The sequence below is a fragment of the Photobacterium sp. R1 genome (genome assembly GCF_054600795.1).
Genome location: NZ_BAAHZP010000005.1, coordinates 206,442 through 227,428, shown reverse-complemented (window position 1 = coordinate 227,428; position 20,987 = coordinate 206,442). Strand labels below are relative to the sequence as shown.

Below are 20,987 nucleotides of genomic sequence, written 5' to 3'. Positions count from 1 at the left end.
GTGAGAACACGAATAGTTCTCTTTTGTTTCATAAATCTCTGATTTTCCAGCCAGGAAGGGACCATGACCCACGATGCCAGCCGTACGCCACATCGACTTCATCTGACACTGATCGGACTCATCGCAGCCTTGATGGGCATCGGGCAAAACGGCCTGCTTGTTTCACTCCCCTTTCTCGTTGAACACTCAGCGTTTGGCTTACCCACCTGGTCGATCGTGATTGCAATCGGCAGTTTCCTCTTTCTGCCCGCTGCGCCGTTCTGGGGCAGTTTCAGTGACCGGAACGGGCCAAAAACCGTTGTTCTTCAGGCACTTGCTGGGATGGCGGTCAGCTTCCTGTTGCTGCTGGTCTTCACTGCCCTCAGCAACGAATTCAGTGAACAGACTTATCTGTGGCTTGCCGGGCTTGTCGTTGCCCGTATCATTTATGGTTGTACCGTGGCTGGTATGGTGCCCGCCAGTCAGCACTGGGCAATTTTACTCTGCGGCAGCCAGAATCGCCTGCAGGCCATTACGTCAGTCAGTATCGGGTTGAGCACAGGCCGTTTGGTTGGCCCACTACTGGCAATGGGCGCTCTGAAACTTCATACCTACGCCCCGCTGATGCTGATGGTCGCATTTCCGGTCATTGCTTTACTTGGTGCCTGCTGGCTGCCGAAACCAGCTTTCACTCCGAAAACAGCCCAGACAACAACGGAACAGAAAACCCGCAAATTGCCTGACCTCACCCTAGTGCCGTTTCTCCTCACGGGATTGCTGCTCTGCGCCGTTGTGGCTTTACTGCAATACAGCCTGTCGCCCCTGATTGGTTCAATTACCGCATGGACCACAGATGAGATCAGTCAGGCCATTGGTTTATTACTGACGTTGAGCGCCGCATTTACCCTGCTGACACAGGTGCTGGTGATCAAAAAGAAAAAGCTGGACATCGAATCGATGTATCGTTTGGGCGGTATTGCCTTGCTGATCGGGTTTGTGCTTTTCCTCAACACCTCATTCTGGATCTTTACCATCGCTATGGTCGCCTCGGCTATTGGCGCAGCCTTGCTGGTACCCGCCTACACCTCCATGGCAACCCAGACCAACCCGGATCAATCAGGTAAAATCGCCGGTTTGATTTCGATGTCACATACCCTGGGTTATGGTCTGGCCTCTCTGCTGGCGAGTACTGTGGTGATTTCTCCACAACTCCCGGTTTGGGTCTGTCTCGGGTTTTCAGTTCTGGTCACCGGGATTGCCTTTACCCGGCGGAAGGAAAAAGCCGTGGTGCGTGTGGTTGAGGAGCGGTGAAATAAAACAATTAAATGAAACTTCAAATAAGTGCCATCCCCGCGCCTGCGGGGATCTAGTTGAAATGCTCAAATTTCGAAGTGAGGCTTGGTGATTTCAGCCGATAATCTTTTGAAAAAGGCAGTTTGAACTTTGCCTTATTTGGATTCCCGTTTTCGCGTGAATGACATTTAACGCTACATTGAAGCGATTTAATAAAAATTAACTAAATATATTCATTTTCAATTGAAGGTAAATGTAGCACTCTCAATATCAACATAATTGTAATCACCTTCATAATCATCTTTTGAATCATGAAGAGATAAGATACTTCTTTGCGTTGGAACATTCCTCCCAATGTAATCCCCACTATTAACGCCATTCCCCCAATAAAAAGCACGAATTGAGATGGGTGTGTTTCCATTAATGGATTTAACTAACCGCTCATATTCACTTACAGTAGTATCCATTTTTTCTTTTCTTTCAGATGAATCAAACTCAACCAATTCCAATTCATTAAGTATCTTAAATGTGAATACTGACTTCCCATCTTTCTTTGATAAATTAGAATACCCTAAGGTTGTGACCGGGAAATTTAATTCTGAGCCAATTTCTGCTTCATCAGTTAACCTATATTTACCAATACTAACAAAGTTTTCTTTCTCATTTTCATCAATAATTGTCGTAAAAAACAGGTCCCCTTCCTCATAAAGGTTTACATCACCTGAGTTATTCAAATCAAATAAAAACTCGATCCGAAATGCTCTCCCATTCTCAAAAGATGGGATCTCATTATAAAACTCAACCTGAACATTCAATCCTGCCGGTTTAGCAATTTCTTTAACCGCTTTTTTATCGTCGTCCGAGCCACAGCCAAACAGACCCAGTGATACCAGCATGACAACGGATAGTTTCTTTTTAAACATCTTTCTCTCTCGAAATGCAATGATTGAATAAAATCAGCAGAATACGCCTGCTGATGCACATAGGGTTTCACTGAGCAGATTGCATATCAATCTAGTACTTTTACCCTATGCATAAGGATCACACCGCTTAGATAATAAGTGTGATACCAAGGAGGGGATTTGCAGATAAATAATTGATAATAAATATAAAATGATGAATATTCACACAACTCTGATGCCTTGCTAGATGCAAGAAATCGATCACCGATACAGTCCAGTCATGCAATCTCATGACTTCGATGACTTTTAAAACACCCTCTGCATGATAAGCCTGTAAGCAAATAAGCCCGTATTTTCGGGCTTATTTTCACAATCACAAATTTAAATTAATCGAAACTGAAAGTAAAACGCTCGATATCAGCGTAATTAGCATCTTGTTGATAATCATCTTTCGGATCAAAGATGCTGTTAGAGTTCAACTGTACCACTGCGTCACCATTGATGAGATAATCTTCAGAACCTACTCGTGATGAATAATCTCTATAGCTTACTCCTGCATTCATCGCTGGCGCTTGTTTTGCTGCAGCTACTCTCGTCAGGTATTCATTCAGGGCTCGATCATCTTTATTAGAACCGATCAAAACATCCGTTTCTTTATCCTTCTCTGTTGCTAAAACTGGCTGTGGTAAAATATTGATGCTCACAACAGATTTACCATCAATCGTTTCTAACTTTGCCGTCCCCAGTTGTTCTACAACATAGTTTGAAGAAGAATCACCTTTCTTTTCTCTTATCGATGAATACTGATCAATACCAAACTCTATGCTAGATTTTTCGTTTGTAAATTTAGCAGTAATAGTAAAATCTTTTTCCGTTTCAATGAATCCTGAATTATCAATGTCAAAACCAAACCCAACCACCAGCTCTTGACGTTCAGTCAACAACTCCGGAACTTGATTATAGAGCTCCACCTGAACATTCAACCCTGCCGGTTTAACAACTTCCTCAGTCACATTCTCTTCAACCGCTTTTTTATCGTTGTCCGAGCCACAACCAAACAGACCCAGTGATGCCAACATGACGACGGATAATTTCTTTTTAAACATCTTTCTCTCTCGAAATGCAATTATTGAATGAAATCAGCAAGATCCGCCTGCTGATGCACATAGGGTTTCACTGAGCAGATTGCATATCAATCTAGTGTTTTTACTCTATGCATGCGGATCACATTGCTTAATCAACAAGTGTGATATCGAGGGAAAGATGAAATGATAAGTGATTGATAAGTAAAAGTAATATGATGAAAGATTGAACGCTCAGGATGCCTGTTTTCACAAGCATCGAAACTATTCATATAGAACGATGTATATCGAAACAATGCACATAGAAACCATGCATTCAACGATGACTTGAGTGACAAAAAAGCCCGCGACTGGCGCGGGCTTTGATTCTTTATTTCAGCTTAGCTGACTTGTGCTTATTTCTTACCCAAGTGCAGCCAGGTTTCAACCACGGTATCCGGATTCAGGGAAACAGAGTCAATGCCCTGCTCCATCAGCCAGTCAGCCAGATCGTCATGGTCGGACGGGCCCTGACCACAGATGCCGACGTACTTCCCGGCTTTACGCGCTGCTTTAATGGCCATCGACAGCATGGCTTTCACCGCTTCGTTGCGCTCATCAAACATATGGGCGATTTCACCGGAGTCACGGTCCAGACCCAGCGTCAGCTGCGTCATATCGTTTGAACCAATGGAGAAACCATCGAAGTACTTCAGGAACTCTTCCGCCAGAATTGCGTTTGATGGCAGCTCGCACATCATGATGACTTTCAGGCCATTCTCGCCGCGACGCAGGTCGAATTTCGCCAGCAGGTCAATCACAGATGCCGCTTCGCTCACGGTGCGTACGAAGGGAATCATGATTTCGACGTTGCGCAGACCCATGGTGTTACGCACACGTTTAATGGCTTCACATTCCAGTGCAAAACAGTCCTGGAACTGAGGTGACACGTAACGAGAAGCGCCACGGAAACCAATCATCGGGTTTTCTTCAACCGGTTCAAAGTTCAGGCCGCCAACCAGATTGCGGTATTCATTCGATTTGAAGTCGGACATCCGAACGATCACGCGCTTCGGCCAGAATGCTGCAGCCAGCGTTGAGATCCCTTCGGTCAGTTTCTGAATGTAGAACTCTACCGGATCCGAGTAGCCCGCAATACGACGCTCAATTTCGGCTTTCAGCTCATCCGACTGCGCATCGTAATTAAGCAGTGCTTTCGGGTGAATACCGATCATCTTATTGATGATAAATTCGAGACGCGCCAGGCCAACACCTTCATTTGGAATACAGGCAAAGTCGAATGCACGATCCGGGTTACCCACGTTCATCATCACTTTCAGCGGCAGTTCCGGCAGGTTATCGACTTCTGAACGACGGATTTCAAAATCCAGTTCGCCTTCGTAGATATAACCGGTTTCACCCTGTGCACAAGAAACGGTGACGGTTTGGCCATCCTTCAACAGTGACGTTGCATTGCCACAACCCACCACCGCCGGAATACCCAGCTCACGCGCGATGATCGCAGCGTGGCAGGTACGGCCACCGCGGTTGGTCACAATCGCAGCGGCTTTCTTCATCACAGGTTCCCAATCCGGGTCGGTCATGTCTGCCACCAGCACATCGCCAGGCTGAACCTGATCCATCTCGTCCAGATCGTTCACCACGCGAACCACACCAGTGCCGATGCGCTGGCCGATTGCACGACCTTCAACCAGAGACTTGCCCTGACCGTTCAGATGGAAGCGCTCCATCACGTTGGCGTCATCACGGGAACGCACAGTTTCCGGACGCGCCTGAACGATCAGCAGCTCACCCGTGATCCCATCTTTCGCCCACTCGATGTCCATCGGACGACCGTAGTGTTTTTCGATGATCATGGCTTGTTTTGCCAGTGATTCAATTTCGTCGTCAGTCAGCGAGAAGCTGTTTTGCTCAGCTGATGTGGTGTCCTGAATGACAACCTGAGTGCCCAACTCTTTGCCTTCGCCGTAAACCATTTTCTGCATTTTCGAGCCGAGTGTACGGCGAACAACAGCAGGGTTTCCGGCTACCAGCGTTGGTTTGTGCACATAAAATTCGTCCGGGTTGACTGCGCCCTGCACGACCATTTCACCCAGACCCACAGATGAGGTGATGAAGACAACCTGATCGAAACCAGATTCGGTATCCAGGGTGAACATGACGCCAGAAGACGCTTTGTCAGAACGCACCATGCGCTGAATACCGGCAGACAGTGCAACACCTTTATGGTCGAAGCCCTGATGCACGCGGTAAGAAATGGCACGGTCGTTGAATAGAGAAGCAAAAACGTGTTTCACAGCTTCGATGACAGACTCGATGCCGCGCACGTTGAGGAAAGTTTCCTGCTGACCGGCGAAAGAGGCATCCGGCAGATCTTCTGCAGTTGCTGAAGAACGAACTGCAACAGACAGCATGTCGTCGCCTTCACCTAACTCCACGTAGCATTTGCGAATTTCCTGCTCCAGTTCAGCTGGCAGCGGAGCTTCGTAAACCCATTTACGAATCGTTTCACCCGCCTGTTTCAGCGCATTCACATCATCAACATCCAGCGTATCCAGCAGATCGTAAATGCGATCATTCAGGTGATTGGCTTCCAGGAACTGGTTGAATGCATAAGATGTTGTTGCGTAACCATTCGGTACTTTCACGCCTGCATTCGCGAGGTTAGCGACCATTTCGCCCAGCGATGCGTTCTTACCACCAACTTTATCAACATCATTCATCGATAAAGCGTCATACCAAACAACATTCTGTTGCACGGGAAGTCTCCTTGTATTGGATCAGCTGTATTGTGTGGGCAAACTCTCAACGAAAACGATTGCTTTAGCATTCAAAAAAAACTTGCTTCAGAATAGATTCCGTTCGAGACAAACTACTGGCAAAAGCTTGCTCAGCAGAACACTTACCCTGTAGGGTTATAGTTATAAATTGTTTGTCAGCCCCAATCGTTACAGGATCATTTAAAGGACTCAACTTATTATGCGCCGCAAATCTGATTTTCGTGATGTATTTTACGTTTCTGACGGCACAGCGATTACTTCTGAAACACTTGGTCATGCTGTACTGGGTCAATTCGATCTGGAGATTCGTCAAACGACCCTCCCTTTTGTAGAAACGATTGAACGCGCCCAGCAAGTAAAAGACAAAATTGATGCCGCCTACCGGGAATCCGGCATTGAACCGCTGGTGTTTTTTTCCATTGTGCTGCCCGACGTCAAAGCGGTCATCAACCAAAGCCAGGCAAAACTTTACGATGTGCTGGACGCACTGGTACAGCCGCTCAGCCAGGATCTGAACATGATGCCGAATGCCATGCTGGGTCGTTCGCACAGTATCAGCCGCGATGCGGCAAGCTACCAGGATCGGATTGCTGCGATCGAGTATACACTCGCCCATGACGATGGAATCTCTCTGAATAACTTGGAAAAGGCAGATATTATTCTGCTGGGTGTTTCCCGTTGCGGTAAAACACCAACCAGTCTTTATCTCGCGATGCAGTTCGGGATCCGGGCAGTGAACTATCCCTTCATTGCAGATGACATGAACAGCCTGAAACTGCCGAAAGAAATCGAACCTTACCGTTACAAAACCTACGGCCTGACCATTGATACCGAACGTCTGGTTACCATTCGTAATGAGCGGTATGCCAACAGTCAGTATGCCAGTGAAGATCAATGTGAGAGCGAGCTTGCTAAAGTAGAAGCCATGTTCCGCCGGGAAGCCATCCCCTATCTCAATACCACTTCGCTGTCAGTTGAAGAAATTTCAACCCGCTTACTGGACATCAGCGGTCTCAAACGCCGCATGTGTTAACAAAGTGATATTGATAATGTTATAAAATTAACGAAGCCATAGACTGCAACTATGGTTTCGTGATTCTCTTTGTTCGTTCGCCATTCCCTATCCACCCACCAAACATCCGCTTTTTCTCTTGCCGATTGGGCTTGTCTCAGCTTTGAGAGCCAAAAAACCTCAAGAATTGAACTAATTAATGAAAACTTTTCTGACACCACTGAAATCCTCAAAAAAGCGCCATTCGTTGAAATATGCTTACTAATAAAAGAATAAATTAATCCCATTAGAGGTGGCAGACGATGAAGCCATTTTGGTGTTTCACTTTAAGTCTGGGGATTGCGCTCACAGTTTCAGCTTGTGGTGGTTCTGGCGGTTCGGGCAATGATGCAACCGGCAGCAGCAGCCAGCTGGATAAGCAGGCAAGACTGACATTTGTGAATACTGCGCGCGATCAGATTGATGTTTTTGTGAAAAATGGTTCTGATTCCGCGATTGCGGAGCTGTTCACGCAAGCCAATCTGAAACTTGGCCCGGTCAGTAACGAGTCCCATCGCGAGTATACCCATCAATGGGGCGGCAGTTCTGCTCTGGATATCAGCATCGGAATCTGGGACAGCAAATACCGGCTTGATGAAGAACCGGCACAAACCAATACCCTGCTGAACAGCGGTGAAGACTGGTGGGCTGTGGTCTGGCTCAACGGAGAAACCACCAACAGTTTTCAGGTGACATCCGTCCGCCGGGACCATGATGACGTCCCTGCCGACCAATACCGGTTCAGGGTCTTTTCGAACACAGATATTAAAATTGATTATGAATCCGCGACGGCTTCTGGTGCAACGAATGTCACGGCAGGCAAGGTTTCATCACCCATTTTGATGGCGAGCTGTAATGATCAATTTGAAATTTCGGCGACCAAAGGAGAAGCCGGAACCGGTCTTGAGCCCGTGCAGCTGGATTTGTGCGGCATACCGGATTTACAACCCGGCGATGCCTACCTGCTGATTACCAGTGATGATGAAATTCTCTATGCAGTCCAAGAATAAAGCGTAAAGCAGTCATCGCATCGCAGGGGTATCAAGAGTCTATACAACAACATCAATGCATCACCGATGACATTGAGTGAATAATAATAATTGGGAAACATTGCGCATTCGCCTGACCGGCGACGTTTCATCGCACGGAGAGCCTACACAAAATAACGCGGTTGGTGTGCAAAGCTGTTCTGGATTGCGTTTTATTTGGGGATAACAGAATAGCAACGCAAGCATATCAAGCCCACAGATTCAGTAGGCAGCGGTGGCAAGCCCCGGGCATTCAATGCCCGGGGCTCTTTTATTTTCGAATCTTGCAGCAGCAAGTGGTTTGCCGCTTTCTTTATGCTGTCGCTAACTGTGCTTCTTCCGTCCGTTTCAGGAAAGCATAAGTTACGCCGGTCAGAATCGTCCCTGCTGCGATGGCAACCAGGTACATCAGCACAGGTGTGATCGCATTCGGGATAAAGAGGACGAACAGACCGCCGTGGGGCGCCATCAGTTTTGCACCAAACAGCATCGATAATGCGCCTGTCAGCGCACCACCAGCCATACAGCTTGGAATCACCCGCATCGGATCACGTGCTGCAAACGGAATGGCACCCTCTGAAATGAAGCACAATCCCAGCACAAATGAAGCTTTACCCGCTTCCTGTTCAGGCAGACTGAACTTGCGCTTCGCCAGAAAAGTTGCCAGTCCCATGCCCAGCGCAGGCACCATGCCCGCAGCCATGACCGCAGCCATCGGACCATATGTTTGCGATGCCAGTAAGCCGACACCAAAAGTGTACGCCGCTTTGTTCACCGGGCCGCCTAAATCAAAGCACATCATGCAGCCCAGCAAAATTCCCAGCAGCACCGCGTTCGCAGATCCCATGTTATTCAGAAACTCTGTTAAACCTGTCATCGCCGCTGAAACCGGACCACCGACAATATAAATCATGACCAGACCAGTGATCAGACTGGCGATCAGCGGAATAATCAGAATCGGCTTTAACGCTTCCATGGATGACGGCAAACGAACCTGTTCCGCCACCAGTTTGGCACTGTAACCCGCCAGGAAACCAGCAACGATCCCGCCAAGAAAACCAGCTCCGGTCGAACTGGCCAGCATACCGCCAATCAGACCCGGTGCCAGACCCGGACGGTCGGCAATCGAATAAGCAATATAACCCGCCAGCACGGGAATCATCAGGGCAAAGGCCGAACCACCACCGATTTTCATCAGCGCTGCAGCCAGTGTGCCTTCTTCTTTAAATGCTTCGATACCAAAGACAAACGACAATGCGATTGCCAGACCGCCGGCAACCACAAGCGGCAGCATATGGGAGACCCCGGTCATCAGGTGTTTATAGGGTCCGGCTTTTTCTTCTTTCGCGGGTTGTTCCGATGATGAACCAGACGCTTTGCCCTGATACACAGCAGCCGAGGCAATTGCGTTATCGATTTCATGCCGGGTTTTCTTCAGCGCAGCCCCTGTACTGGTTTTGTATAATTTTTTGCCCTGAAAACGATTCAGATCGACCTCGATATCCGCGGCGATAATCACCAGATCGGCTGCAGAAATATCCGCTTCAGTCAGCTGATTTTTTGCACCCACGGAGCCACGGGTTTCAACCTTGATGTCATATCCCTGACGTTTGGCTTCTTCTTCCAGCGCTTCTGCAGCCATAAACGTATGCGCAACACCGGTCGGACAAGCCGTAATGGCGACAATCCGTTGTGTGGCGGACGCTGAAATCACGGTATCAACTGAAGCGACGACAGGTGCCTCTTCCAGCACAGTTGCACTGGCAACGGCCTGTTCAAGAAAACCTTTGGGATCGGCCAGACAGGCGGCCATTCCGCCCTGGTACAGTTTTTTACCCACAAACCGGTTCAGATCGACCGGGCAATCGGAGACCACCACCACAGCATCGGCCTGCGCAACCATTGCATCAGACAACACCTGTACCGGAAGGATACCGGACAGACACTCAATCTCTGCCTGCCAGTTCAGGTCTTTTGCCGCTTGTTCCATCAGTCCCGCCGCAATCACTGTGTTTGCGATCCCGCTTGGGCAAGCGGTCAGTATTGCTATCTTCATGTCGTCACCTTTGTCATTCAACGTTCACGTTTTGGCCAACAGGCTGCTCGTTAAAAATCCGAACACTTTCCAGCGTTTGCTGCAGCACAGCCGCATCCGGTACGCCCACCCCAATCTGGGTAACTGCCAGCGCGGACAGAGCCGTTGCAAACTTCAGTGTTTCTTGTTTATTCCAGCGATTGAGTTCTCCCCAGCACAAACCAGCCACCAGGGTATCCCCCGCACCGACCGTACTGACGACCGTCATTTTTGGCGGCTGCGACTGCAACCAGCCCGATTCATCCAGCCACATCACCCCGTCTGCACCCAGGGACACCACAACATTGCGGATATCCTGCCGGTGAATGATTTCTGCAGCGGCCTGCAACTGAGACGGGGTTTCCAGCGCTTTCCCGCAAAGCGCAGACAACTCTTCATCATTGGGTTTCACCAGCCAGGGCGAAGCAAGGACGCCTGCTTTCAGCGCGTCATTACTGCTGTCAAAAAATACTTTTTTTCCCTGTGATTTCAGTACTTTAATCCATTGCGCACAGGTCTCCGGACTCAAACCAACCGGCAGGCTTCCGGCAATCACGAATACCTCGTGCTGCTCAGCCAGTTCGAACAGTTTTTGCCCCATGGACGCAACATCATCTTCTGTCACCACGACACCCGGAAAATTGATGTCACTGACACGACCGCTGGCTTCAACCAGCTTGACGTTGATCCGGCTTGAACCCTGCACGCGGACAAAAGCATCTTCAATGCCAAACTGAGCAAAAAGCTCACAGAAGGGATCCTGATTCTCCGTGCCCAATAGTCCCGTCACGGTTACTGCGGCGCCAAGTTCAGCCAGAACCCGGGCCACATTGACCCCCTTTCCGGCCGGATGCAGAGAGCTTTGCGCGATCAGATTGACTGTGCCCGGCTCCAGCAAAGCAAGGTTGCCGGTTAAATCCAGCGCCGGATTCAAATTCACGGCCACGACTTTGGGCTTCGCTGCGGTTTTAGTTGTCTGGGTGTTCATTGATTTGCCCTCTCTTATTTGCCTTCACCCAGACCCGCCGCAATAGCATCACCAATCGCGTTCAGCGCCTGAGTTGCATCCGCACCGTCTGCAGTGAACTCCAGCTCATGACCATGTTTCACACCCAGCGCAATCACTTTCATCAGGCTTTTCGCATTCACAGCAGCCCCGTCCCCCTGAAGATTGCGAACCTGTATCGCCGACTCAAATTTCTTGGCGACGCTCACCAGCATTGCACCCGGACGGGCATGCAGACCATGCGCGTTGCGAATTTGATACACCGCGGAATTTGCATCCTCACCCGCCTGAACCCCGGATTCAGTGACTTCAGATTCAGTCAGGAGGAAAGGCAGTTTCGCAGCTTCGGTTTCAAACAAAACTTGCAGCTGCTGCTGATACAGCCATTTCGAAATCAGCTTCAGCGGCTTTTGATAAGTGCCGTTTCCGGCAGCAATCATCAGCAGACCTTTCACTGGCTTGTCCTGATGTGCTGTATCTTGTGACAGCGTCACAAATGACAATGTGGTGCGCGAAACATCCTGACTGCTTTTTGCCAGCCACAATCCCTGCCCCAGATACGACGGGTCACTGGCAATCACATCAGCCACGAATCCATGGCCCGCGGCCTGACGATTTTTAATCAAACCTGCTGCGACCGCTGTCAGCTGAAGTAAATCAGTCGCCGGAAAATTCAGCGCAATCAACCCGGCATCAAAATCCGCTTCAAGCTGAGTTTCGCCATTCAGCAAGGCAATCAGGGCATCTTCACTGCTGCACTGCTGAATTTGTTCAGCAACCCCATCGGCCGACAGCACCTTGGTCAGTTGCTTCAGAATGCCGAGATGTTCATCAGACTTCGCCGCAATCCCAATCGCCAGATACACAATGTTACCGTCTCCCCAATCGACCCCCTGAGGGAAATGGTGAATTTTCACTCCGGTCTGATTGACCAGAGCACGGGTATCGGTTGTGCCATGAGGAATCGCAATGCCGCTGCCCAGAAATGTGGAATTCTGGGCTTCACGGGCCAGCATACCTTTGACATAGCCCTCGGCCACCAGCCCCTGTCGGGTCAGTTCGCCCGCCAGGGCAGAAATTGCAGCGGTTTTATCATTGGCTGACTGATTCAGCGCAATGTCTTGTCGCGTCAGTGACAACATCGGTTCACTCCCCTCGTTTGCTGACCGGCTCTGTTGACCGGATTTACTGAGTGCTTCGCTTGAATCCACCGGAAGCTGAAACGATTCAGCAAGCCGGGAAATAAAAAGTTTCAGCGATGTACCAGTGAGTATAGAATAAGCTTGAATACAGTGCTGAAACCTTTCAGCTATCATGCTGGATCGATTCAGCAAGAATTGCAAACAATGGACTTTCGATCCGGTTTCAATCTATGATCCAAACCACACTTTCCCTGATTTTTCGAGTAAATACACAAGATGAAGCTAGATGAAATTGCCCGGCTGGCGGGGGTTTCCAAGACCACGGCAAGCTACGTGATCAATGGTAAAGCCAGTCAGTACCGGATCAGCGAGAAAACCCAGCAGAAAGTGATGGCTGTAGTCGAAGAACACAATTTCAGGCCGGATCACGCCGCCAGTGCCCTTCGGGCAGGCAGCTCCCGTTCTCTGGGCCTGATCATTCCGGATCTGGAAAACAGCAGTTATGCCAAACTGGCAAAGCTGCTCGAAAGAGATGCCCGTAAAGCTGGCTATCAGCTGATGATCAGCTGCTCCGATGATGAACCGGAGACAGAAATGAAAGTGGCCCAGACGTTAGTCGCCCGCCGGATTGATGCGCTGATCGTTGCCAGTAGCCTGCCTGCTGACCATCCCTTCTATCGCGAGATACAGACTGCCGGCGTGCCGGTGATCGCCATTGACCGGGGACTGGATGATGAGTTCTTTGCCTGCGTGATCAGCGAAGATCACGACGGTGCTTATGCACTGACCAAACAACTGATTCAACCACACACTCAATCCATCGGTCTGATCGGCGCCGTGCCCGAACTGGGCATTTCTCAGCAACGTGAGCTGGGGTTCAAAGCCGCCATCCGGGATCTGGGCAACACAGCGCTCTCGGCGAAAACCCTGTATGGCGAGCACTTCAGTCCGGAAGAAGGACAGCGCCTGTTACAACAGTGGATTCAGGAAGATGCCGTCCCCGACAGCATTCTGATCACCTCTTACACCCTGTTTGAAGGCATGCTGGACTGCTTGCTGTCTCACCCGGAGCTCATGAAAACCACTCAGCTGGCGACCTTTGGTGATCACCGCCTGCTGGATTTTCTGCCGATGCGGATTCATTCTCTGCCCCAGCAGTTCGAAGACATTGCCGACAGTGCACTGGAACTCGCCCTGAATGCCACGGCAGGACGTTACCGCGCCGGTGTGGAAGTGATTCCGCGCCAGTTAAAAGTGCGTTAAGTTTTTTCATCAGTAGCCCGTCAGCTCCATGAACCCCTGCCCGGTGTGACTGCCGGTTACCGTCACCGGGCCTTCCCAGTAGGGAAAAAGAAACGGCAGCAGCTGATCGTCGCGCCGGGCCTGAACATCCAGCTCGATGTGTTGTTCGGGCACCACCAGATGCCAGCGCACCGGAAATTCACGTTCAGTCTGGTTGTCGGTTCCCGGCGTTTCGGCGCCTTGGATTTCAGTTCCTTGGCTTGCGCTTCGTAATGTCGCCATTCGTATTGGTGTCATGCGGGCTTTTCCCTGAGTGATCCGGATGCTTCGGCCATCAGGCCAGCTCAGGCTGCCAAACACAAAAGGCGGATGTTTGCGACTGCGTAACTGATAGAGCATCAGTGCTCTGCCATCGTCCAGATGAATTGAAAACCAGTCCCAGCCCTGCTGGTGTTCAGACATCGCCTGGCTGCTCCACTCGCGGTCGAACCACCCTTCCCCTTTCACTTTGTACAGCTCGCCATCCAGGCGAATCTCACCATCGATGTTCAGAAAAGGCATACTGTAGTAGTAAGAAGCCAGCCGCGGATCTGCCGGATCTTTCTGGCTGTAACCGGCATCCCCTTGCAGGACCCGATTGCCAAAGCTGCGCATTTTCAGCATCACATCCATATTGTGATCACGGAAAGTTAAAGTCCCCGGGAACGGCGATGCCGCCTGTCTTTTCCCCTGTTCTTGCCCCTGCCACCGCCAGTTATCGAGCCACAAGGTGAATGGCTCCGCCGTCACACCCGCCTGCCCGATACCGCCGCGTGCAAAGCGTTCCGCCTGCCAGCGTTTCTGCGCCGTCGTGACCACAGCATGGGCCATAAATCGCTGCGGACTCTGCCATCCCGTCGCCTGGACATCGCCCTGATTCGGCCGGGCTGACGTCCGGAACAACGTCCATTGCACTGCGATCCACTGGCCGGAATCAGACATCAGATTGGCCGTCAGGTACCACCATTCCGTCCGGAAGCCGGGATGGCTGAGATGATCCTGAGGGAAAATCAGCGGCTTCCCTGGGGTCACCTGCTCAAATCCTGCATCGTTCTGCTGAGACAGTATGGCCAGTGAATTGTTTTTCCGGGAATCAGGCTCACAGCCGAACAATAACAGGATCAACAGGAACAGGCTCAGCAACCCGAACATATAACGCCTCAGCCAGATTCTCAGTCTCGGCATCAGAATGCCTCCCGCAACGATAACATGGCAGAGCGTCGCACCAGCCGCCAGACGGGCCACGCGCCAGCCAGCAGGAGAGCTGCCAGTGCGGTGCCAAGCGAAAACAGATACTGCAAAGGGAAGAAGCGAACCGGCATGGTCCAGCCAAAGGAATATTTCAGCACCACATCAATCAGCAACTGGGCCAGGAGCAAACCCAGCGGCAAAGCAATCAGCGCTGTCATGGCACCAATCGCCAGCAGCTGTCCACCCCCCAGTAATGCCAGTTCTTTGCCGGTCATGCCCATACAACGCAGTAAAGCAAACTGCCGTTGCCGGGAAATTTCACCCGCAATTGTGGCGATGAACAAACCGCCCACAGCAACGAACAGCGTCAGTTTGCCCAGCGTTGCTGTCACAATAAAAGTCCGGTCAAACACCGCCATGGCCTGATTCATGATCTGATTGTTATCACGCACCTGACTGGCCTTCAGACCGAAGCGGCCCAGAATGTGATTCATCACGCCCTGAATCTCTTTCTCGTTGTGAAGATGAATTGCCAGACTGACTTTCCCCTCTCGTTGAAACAGGGTGTGCCACACAGACTCAGCCACCACAATCTGCCCATAAGGGTTACCGTAATCGTAATACACGCCTGCGAGACGCCAGCCCAGCCCCAGTCTTGGTGGTAAATCGACGGTCTGGCCGGGCACCCACTGATTTCTCAGTGCAAGCGATTCGCTGGCAAGAAAGATTTTATCCGGTCCCTGACGGTGCAGTAACGACCAGTAATCATCCAGTGCCGCTTTGACTGGCAGAGCCTGTTTTTCTCCAGCCGATGACCCGATACTGAAGATCTGCAACGGTTGTTCATAGCGGTCCCCGGTGATTTCCTGACGCCATCGCCACCACACGGCTTTGACCTGTGGTTGTTTGACTGCCCAGCGGGCAATTGAAGCGGCCTGATGTGTGGACGGCTGAATATAAAGATCAGCGGCCAGCCGTTGCCCGAGCCAGTTTTGCGTTGCCAGCCGAAAACTGCCCACCATAGTATCCATCCCGATCGTGGCAGCCAGCGCCAGCATAAATGCCATGGCTGCGACGCCCCGGTAGCTCAGACTGGCTGCAGCATCACTGAAAAACCAGCGGACCCGTGGTGAACGAAGCCATTTCGCCAGCCCTTTAAACACGGCCCATAACAGAAATGGCATCAATAGTCCGGCCGCCGCCAGCAGACAGCCAATCAACGCAAACCCGGCGAACTGGTTGTGTTCCAGAAAATAAATCATCACAGCAGCCATGATGAACAATGCTGCCATCAATGCCTGCCAGATGAATTCACGCCAACTGCCTCTGACCATCGTCATATGTGCCGTCAGCCGGGCCGGTTGTGTGCGGATCAGCCGCACCAGTGGCCAGCCGCAGGCCAGCACAGTGCCGCCAAGGGCAATCACCAGACTGAGCGCCCCCCATTGCCAGTGCCATCCGGTCGTTAACGCAATATTGGCCTGATAAAGGTCGCTGAGTGTTGCTGCGACCGACGGCAACAGCTTCTGCGCCAGAAACAAGCCCAGCACATTCCCGCCCACCACACCAATCACCAGCCAGAGCATCAGCTCAATACACAAGGCTTTCGCCAGTTGCGAGCCGGATACGCCGTTCTGACAAAGCAGACCGACCAGAAACTGACGCTGCGTGAGTGACAGCGACATGGCCTGATAAAAGATAAACAAGCCCACGATGAAAGCCAGCATGCCCATGGCAAATAAGTTGAGATGAAAAGCCCGGGTCAGAGGTTCCAGATGCGCATGATCATTTTCGGTCAGGATCAGCCCGCCCGGCAGCAACTGACTGATGTCTTGTTGCTCATCCTGCGTTAACTGACCGCAGAACACGGCGGTAAACCCTGAGCGGGGAAACAACTGCCGCACCAGCCCCATGTCGGCCAGCAGACGTGCGCCATGAATCCGGTCATCATTGACAATCGCCAGCTGACCGACCTCACGCCCCGTATTCAGCGTGAGCCGCTGACCGTTGGTTAACTGTTTGATTTGTGCCAGTTGACGGCTGATCCAAATCTGCCCCGGCGTCTGACTCAAAGCGACAGACTGAGCCGATTCGCTGCGCGACGAAGCAAACGGCATCATGACAAAAGGATCAATGCCCACCAGCGTCAGGGGACCGGCTTCGGCTGTCTCGATGCGGTGCATTTCATAGGGCACGCATTGGGTATAGCCCATTCGCCGCAGTTGAATATACAGCCCCTGCGGCACTGTCATCCCGGCCTGCTGATGGCGAATGGCATACCGGAACGGCGTTTTGAACAGCATTTCTCCGGCCCGGTAACTTGTTCTGGCCTGCTGGTTGACCGCCAGTACCCCCACCAGCAGTGCAATCCCCATGACCAGTCCGAGCAGGAGCAGCACCATCTGCAAAGGATGACGCCGGTAATGGCCCCAGAGTGCATTAAAGACCGGGTTGCGCATTCAGCACGCCCCCTTTCAGCATCACCCGGCCATTCATGTAAGACGCCACCTGATGACTGTGCGTCACCAGTAGCAAAGAACAATTCAATTGCCTGGTCAGGCCCGTCAGCAGCCGCATCACCGCCTGTGCATTCCGCTCATCCAGGCTGCCGGTCGGTTCATCAGCCAGCAGAATATCCGGCTCCATATACAATGCACGGGCAATCGCGGCCCGTTGCTGCTGTCCGCCTGACATCTCTTCCGGATATCGCTTGAGTAAGGGTTTCAGATCCAGTGCCGACACAATATTGCGCCAGAGCTCCGGCTGATCCGGCAGTCCCTTCAGCTGGCGGCAAAACTGAATATTGTCCTGTGTGGTTAAGGTGGGCAGTAAATTAAACTGTTGAAAAATCAGCCCGATATGATGCCGACGGAAAGCCGTCCGGGCCCGTTCTGAGATTGCATGCAGCGGGGTGTCCGCCAGCCAGATTTCGCCCTGATCGACCCGATCCAGCCCGGCAATCAGATTCAGCAGCGTACTCTTGCCGGATCCGCTCTCGCCCATCAGCGCCACCTGTTCTCCCCGGTCGAGCGTCAGCGCAGCTCCCTGAAGTACGGAGTGAAACTCGTTGCCATCCTGATACCCTTTACAGAGATCAACAAGTCGTAGCATGCCCGCCTCCGTGGATGAAACAAAGATCGCCCTTTAGAACAAAGCTGCGGCTTATCAGCCTGAAATCCATGTATTTTCAGATAATTATTTTAGAACAGAAGGTTCAGGAAATAAGTGTAGTCCATCGCCTGATGCTCCGGCGGGCGATTGGGTCCGTAACATCTGTGCCCAGGACACTGATTCACAGCTTGTCTCACAGGCTCGACCGCATCCTCACGTTGAAGCCAACTATCCTTATACAGCAACTTCGGTATTCCAGATGAAATGACATCGACGCCGCCAGGCTGTATCAGGGGAAAGCAGAGATGGCTGTTCCGATTATCAAAAAACCAGCAAATGCCGCGACTGCCAATCTGGCCGACTATCAGCAATGCTGCAGCGAATTTACCGATTTCTGTTCGGACAATGCCGCTTCAGGTGGACCACAATTGAAAACGCTGCCGGGCGGCGGGCTGAATATCTGTTATCAGGCGCTAGACAGCCACTTGAACAGCCCGTTGGCAGACAAGCTGGCCATCCGATGGATCAGCAAAAATGATGAGATTCTTGATTACAGTTACCGCGATCTGTGTCAGCTCACCAGCCGTTTTGCCAGCATTCTTCACACGTTAAATTTACCAACCGGCGCACGTATTTTCAGTTTGCTCGGTCGCCGGCCGGAACTTTATATCGCCGCGTTGGCCACATTAAAAGCAGGCTGTGTTTTTACCCCACTGTTCTCGGCCTTCGGCCCCGAGCCGATTCAATCCCGGATGGACATCGGGGAAGCCCAGCTTCTGCTGACCACCCGCAGCCTGTACCGGAAAAAGGTAAAATCGTGGCGGCAATCCCTGCCAAGTCTGAAAGCGGTCATCCTGATTGATGGCGAACCGGATGACGAACCCGACTGTCATTTATGGTCCGAGCTTATGCAGCAGGCCGACCCTGACTTCCCTTGTGCGGAAACCCAACCTGAAGACATGGCGCTGCTGCACTTTACCAGCGGGACAACCGGTCAGCCCAAAGGGGTCATCCACGTCCATCAGGCGGTGGCCTATCATCAGTTATCCGCCTTTTGGGCGCTGGATCTGAAACCCTCAGACACCTACTGGTGCACCGCCGATCCGGGCTGGGTCACCGGTACTTCTTACGGCATCATCGCGCCGCTGTGTTTAGGCGTCACGATGATCATCGATGAAGCCGAATTTGACGTCGAGCGCTGGTATCGCCTGCTCCAGCAACAGCAGGTGACCGTCTGGTATACCGCGCCGACGGCCATCCGGATGCTGATGAAAGCCGGACTGGCGATCCGGAATCAGTACGATCTGTCCGCGCTGCGCTTTATTGCCAGTGTCGGGGAACCACTTAATCCTGAAGCGGTTCTGTGGGGACAAACCGCTTTCTCAATACCTTTTCACGACAACTGGTGGCAAACCGAAACCGGCGGCATCATGATTGCCAACCTGGCCAGTCAGGACATCAAACCCGGTTCCATGGGGCGCCCTCTGCCCGGGATTCAGGCCGCCATCATCGGCCACAAGGACGATGGCACCAGCCAGATCATCACCGCACCAATGCAGGTCGGTGAACTGGCACTGAAACCCGGCTGGCCCGCCATGTTTCGCGGTTACCTCCATCAGGAAGAAAAATACCGCCACTGCTTTGCCAACGGCTGGTACCTCAGCGGCGATTTAGCCATGAGAGATGAAGACGGCTACTTCTGGTTTGTCGGACGCAAGGATGATCTCATCAAGTCATCCGGACATCTGATTGGCCCGTTCGAAGTAGAAAGTGCGCTGATGGAGCATGAAGCCGTGGCTGAAGCCGGAGTAATTGGCAAACCCGATCCGGTTGCCGGTGAAATCGTCAAAGCCTTTGTCACCCTCAAACCCGGGTTTACGCCCGATGAAACCCTGCAAAAAACCTTACTTGGTTTTGCCCGCCAGCATCTGGGGGCGGCCGTTGCGCCCAAAGAGATTGTTTTTCGTCGCAACCTGCCGAAAACCCGCAGCGGTAAAATCATGCGCAGGCTGCTCAAAGCCCGTGAACTCGGCTTGCCCGAAGGTGATCTTTCAACTCTGGAGAGCGACGAACAATGACCAGCAGACTCCATATCAACCGCGCCCACTTACTGCGTCAGCTCAAACAGATGTTGCGGATCCGCCGCTTTGAGGAAAAATGTGCCGAACTGTATGCGCTGGAAAAAATTCGCGGCTTTCTGCATCTCTATATCGGCGAGGAAGCCATTGCGGTCGGGGTCATGAGTGTGCTCAGTGCCGATGATCAGGTCGTTGCGACCTACAGAGAACACGGCCACGTGCTGGCCCGCGGCGTCAGTATGGGCAGTGTTCTGTCAGAAATGTATGGCCGGACCACAGGATGCAGTCGCGGACGCGGCGGATCCATGCACCTGTTTGACCGCGCAACGCATTTTTACGGCGGAAATGCCATTGTCGGCGGTGGCCTGCCGCTGGCAACCGGGCTGGCACTGGCAAACAAAAAAATGCAGCGCACCGCCCTGACCGCCTGCTTTTTCGGTGAGGGTGCCGTTGCCGAGGGTGAGTTTCATGAAAGCCTGAATCTGGCAGCGTTGTGGCAGTTACCGGTGCTGTTTATCTGTGAGAACAACAACTATGCCATGGGCACCGCACTGACCCTGTCTGAATCGGAAACCAATATCGCCAGAAAGGCCGACAGTTACGGCATCGCCGCCGCACAGGTAGATGGCATGAATGTGGTGGATGTGGAAGCCGCCACCCTTGAAGCAACTGAGTACATCCACACACAACAGAAACCTTATCTGCTTGAATGCAAAACCTATCGTTTTCGGGGCCACTCCAGCTTCGACAGCCAGCTCTACCGTGCAAAAGAAGAAGTGGCGCTGTGGGAAGAAAAAGGCCCGGTCAGACAACTGGTGCAATGGATGAGAAACAACAGTCATTTGCTGGACAGTGAGCTGGATGACATCGAAAAAGACGTCGACAAAGAGATTCAGGCTGCGGTCCGTTTTGCTGAAGCCGGTGAGTGGGAACCGGTGGAAGATTTGTCCCGGGATGTCTACAGCCCCCGTCAGACCCACCGTTAAGTC

General features: G+C 51.7%; 15 protein-coding genes. 6 read left to right on the top strand and 9 right to left on the bottom strand.

The genetic code is table 11. The features are described from left to right. Positions 1-63 precede the first annotated feature (63 nt). On the top strand, positions 64-1,290 hold the full coding sequence (locus ACYP03_RS10805) for an MFS transporter (RefSeq protein WP_459779744.1): 1,227 nt from the start codon (positions 64-66) through the stop codon (positions 1,288-1,290). Positions 1,291-1,511: 221 nt separating this feature from the next. On the opposite strand, the gene ACYP03_RS10800 is transcribed toward ACYP03_RS10805, so the two are convergent. From ACYP03_RS10800 to ppsA, 3 genes are all read right to left on the bottom strand, one after another. Continuing rightward, positions 1,512-2,195: a hypothetical protein gene (locus ACYP03_RS10800; protein ID WP_459779742.1), complete on the bottom strand. Its 684-nt coding sequence runs from the start codon at positions 2,193-2,195 to the stop codon at positions 1,512-1,514. Positions 2,196-2,560: 365 nt separating this feature from the next. Beyond that, positions 2,561-3,280 (bottom strand): hypothetical protein, encoded by a 720-nt coding sequence (locus ACYP03_RS10795; protein ID WP_330959557.1) that lies wholly within the window; start codon positions 3,278-3,280, stop codon positions 2,561-2,563. A gap of 371 nt (positions 3,281-3,651) precedes the next feature. After that, positions 3,652-6,015: a phosphoenolpyruvate synthase gene (gene ppsA / locus ACYP03_RS10790; protein ID WP_459779740.1), complete on the bottom strand. Its 2,364-nt coding sequence runs from the start codon at positions 6,013-6,015 to the stop codon at positions 3,652-3,654. A gap of 220 nt (positions 6,016-6,235) precedes the next feature. Here ppsA and ppsR point away from each other — a divergent pair, with 220 nt between their 5' ends. Together ppsR and ACYP03_RS10780 are read left to right on the top strand one after the other, a co-directional pair. After that, the gene (ppsR, locus tag ACYP03_RS10785; protein WP_330959559.1) at positions 6,236-7,069 is read left to right on the top strand and encodes a posphoenolpyruvate synthetase regulatory kinase/phosphorylase PpsR; all 834 of its coding nucleotides are present in this window, start codon (positions 6,236-6,238) and stop codon (positions 7,067-7,069) included. A gap of 281 nt (positions 7,070-7,350) precedes the next feature. Then, entirely contained in the window at positions 7,351-8,097 is a 747-nt protein-coding gene (locus ACYP03_RS10780) for a hypothetical protein (RefSeq protein ID WP_248140112.1), read from the top strand. A gap of 331 nt (positions 8,098-8,428) precedes the next feature. Here ACYP03_RS10780 and fruA read toward each other — a convergent pair whose 3' ends face one another. From fruA to fruB, 3 genes are read right to left on the bottom strand one after another with little or no spacing between them, the layout of a single operon-like run. Continuing rightward, positions 8,429-10,171, bottom strand: coding sequence for a PTS fructose transporter subunit IIBC (fruA, locus tag ACYP03_RS10775; protein ID WP_459779737.1), 1,743 nt, complete (start codon positions 10,169-10,171; stop codon positions 8,429-8,431). Positions 10,172-10,184: 13 nt separating this feature from the next. Next, a complete protein-coding gene (pfkB, locus tag ACYP03_RS10770; protein WP_459779735.1) occupies positions 10,185-11,177 on the bottom strand; it encodes a 1-phosphofructokinase in 993 nt (330 codons plus the stop codon). A gap of 14 nt (positions 11,178-11,191) precedes the next feature. Further along, positions 11,192-12,337, bottom strand: coding sequence for a fused PTS fructose transporter subunit IIA/HPr protein (fruB, locus tag ACYP03_RS10765; protein WP_459779733.1), 1,146 nt, complete (start codon positions 12,335-12,337; stop codon positions 11,192-11,194). 276 nt (positions 12,338-12,613) lie between these two features. Between fruB and cra the strand changes: the two genes are divergently transcribed. Next, positions 12,614-13,600, top strand: a complete 987-nt coding sequence (gene cra, locus ACYP03_RS10760; RefSeq protein ID WP_248140104.1) for a catabolite repressor/activator — start codon at positions 12,614-12,616, stop codon at positions 13,598-13,600. A 9-nt stretch (positions 13,601-13,609) separates the two neighbouring features. Here cra and ACYP03_RS10755 read toward each other — a convergent pair whose 3' ends face one another. Genes ACYP03_RS10755 through ACYP03_RS10745 form a run of 3 tightly spaced genes read right to left on the bottom strand, consistent with a single transcriptional unit; the run spans position 13,610 to position 17,920 of the window. Next, positions 13,610-14,803, bottom strand: a complete 1,194-nt coding sequence (locus ACYP03_RS10755) for a lipocalin-like domain-containing protein (protein WP_459779730.1) — start codon at positions 14,801-14,803, stop codon at positions 13,610-13,612. After that, the gene (locus tag ACYP03_RS10750; RefSeq protein WP_459779729.1) at positions 14,803-17,268 is read right to left on the bottom strand and encodes an ABC transporter permease; all 2,466 of its coding nucleotides are present in this window, start codon (positions 17,266-17,268) and stop codon (positions 14,803-14,805) included. Before ACYP03_RS10750 ends, ACYP03_RS10755 begins: the two co-directional genes overlap by 1 nt. Then, positions 17,249-17,920 carry an ABC transporter ATP-binding protein gene (locus ACYP03_RS10745; RefSeq protein ID WP_248140098.1) on the bottom strand — a complete coding sequence of 224 codons (672 nt, stop codon included), beginning with the start codon at positions 17,918-17,920 and terminating at the stop codon, positions 17,249-17,251. Before ACYP03_RS10745 ends, ACYP03_RS10750 begins: the two co-directional genes overlap by 20 nt. A gap of 305 nt (positions 17,921-18,225) precedes the next feature. Between ACYP03_RS10745 and acsA the strand changes: the two genes are divergently transcribed. Together acsA and pdhA are read left to right on the top strand one after the other, a co-directional pair. After that, positions 18,226-19,998, top strand: coding sequence for an acetate--CoA ligase (gene acsA, locus ACYP03_RS10740; RefSeq protein WP_459779726.1), 1,773 nt, complete (start codon positions 18,226-18,228; stop codon positions 19,996-19,998). Then, the gene (gene pdhA / locus ACYP03_RS10735; RefSeq protein ID WP_459779724.1) at positions 19,995-20,984 is read left to right on the top strand and encodes a pyruvate dehydrogenase (acetyl-transferring) E1 component subunit alpha; all 990 of its coding nucleotides are present in this window, start codon (positions 19,995-19,997) and stop codon (positions 20,982-20,984) included. The genes acsA and pdhA overlap by 4 nt, the downstream gene beginning before the upstream one ends. Positions 20,985-20,987: the final 3 nt, after the last annotated feature.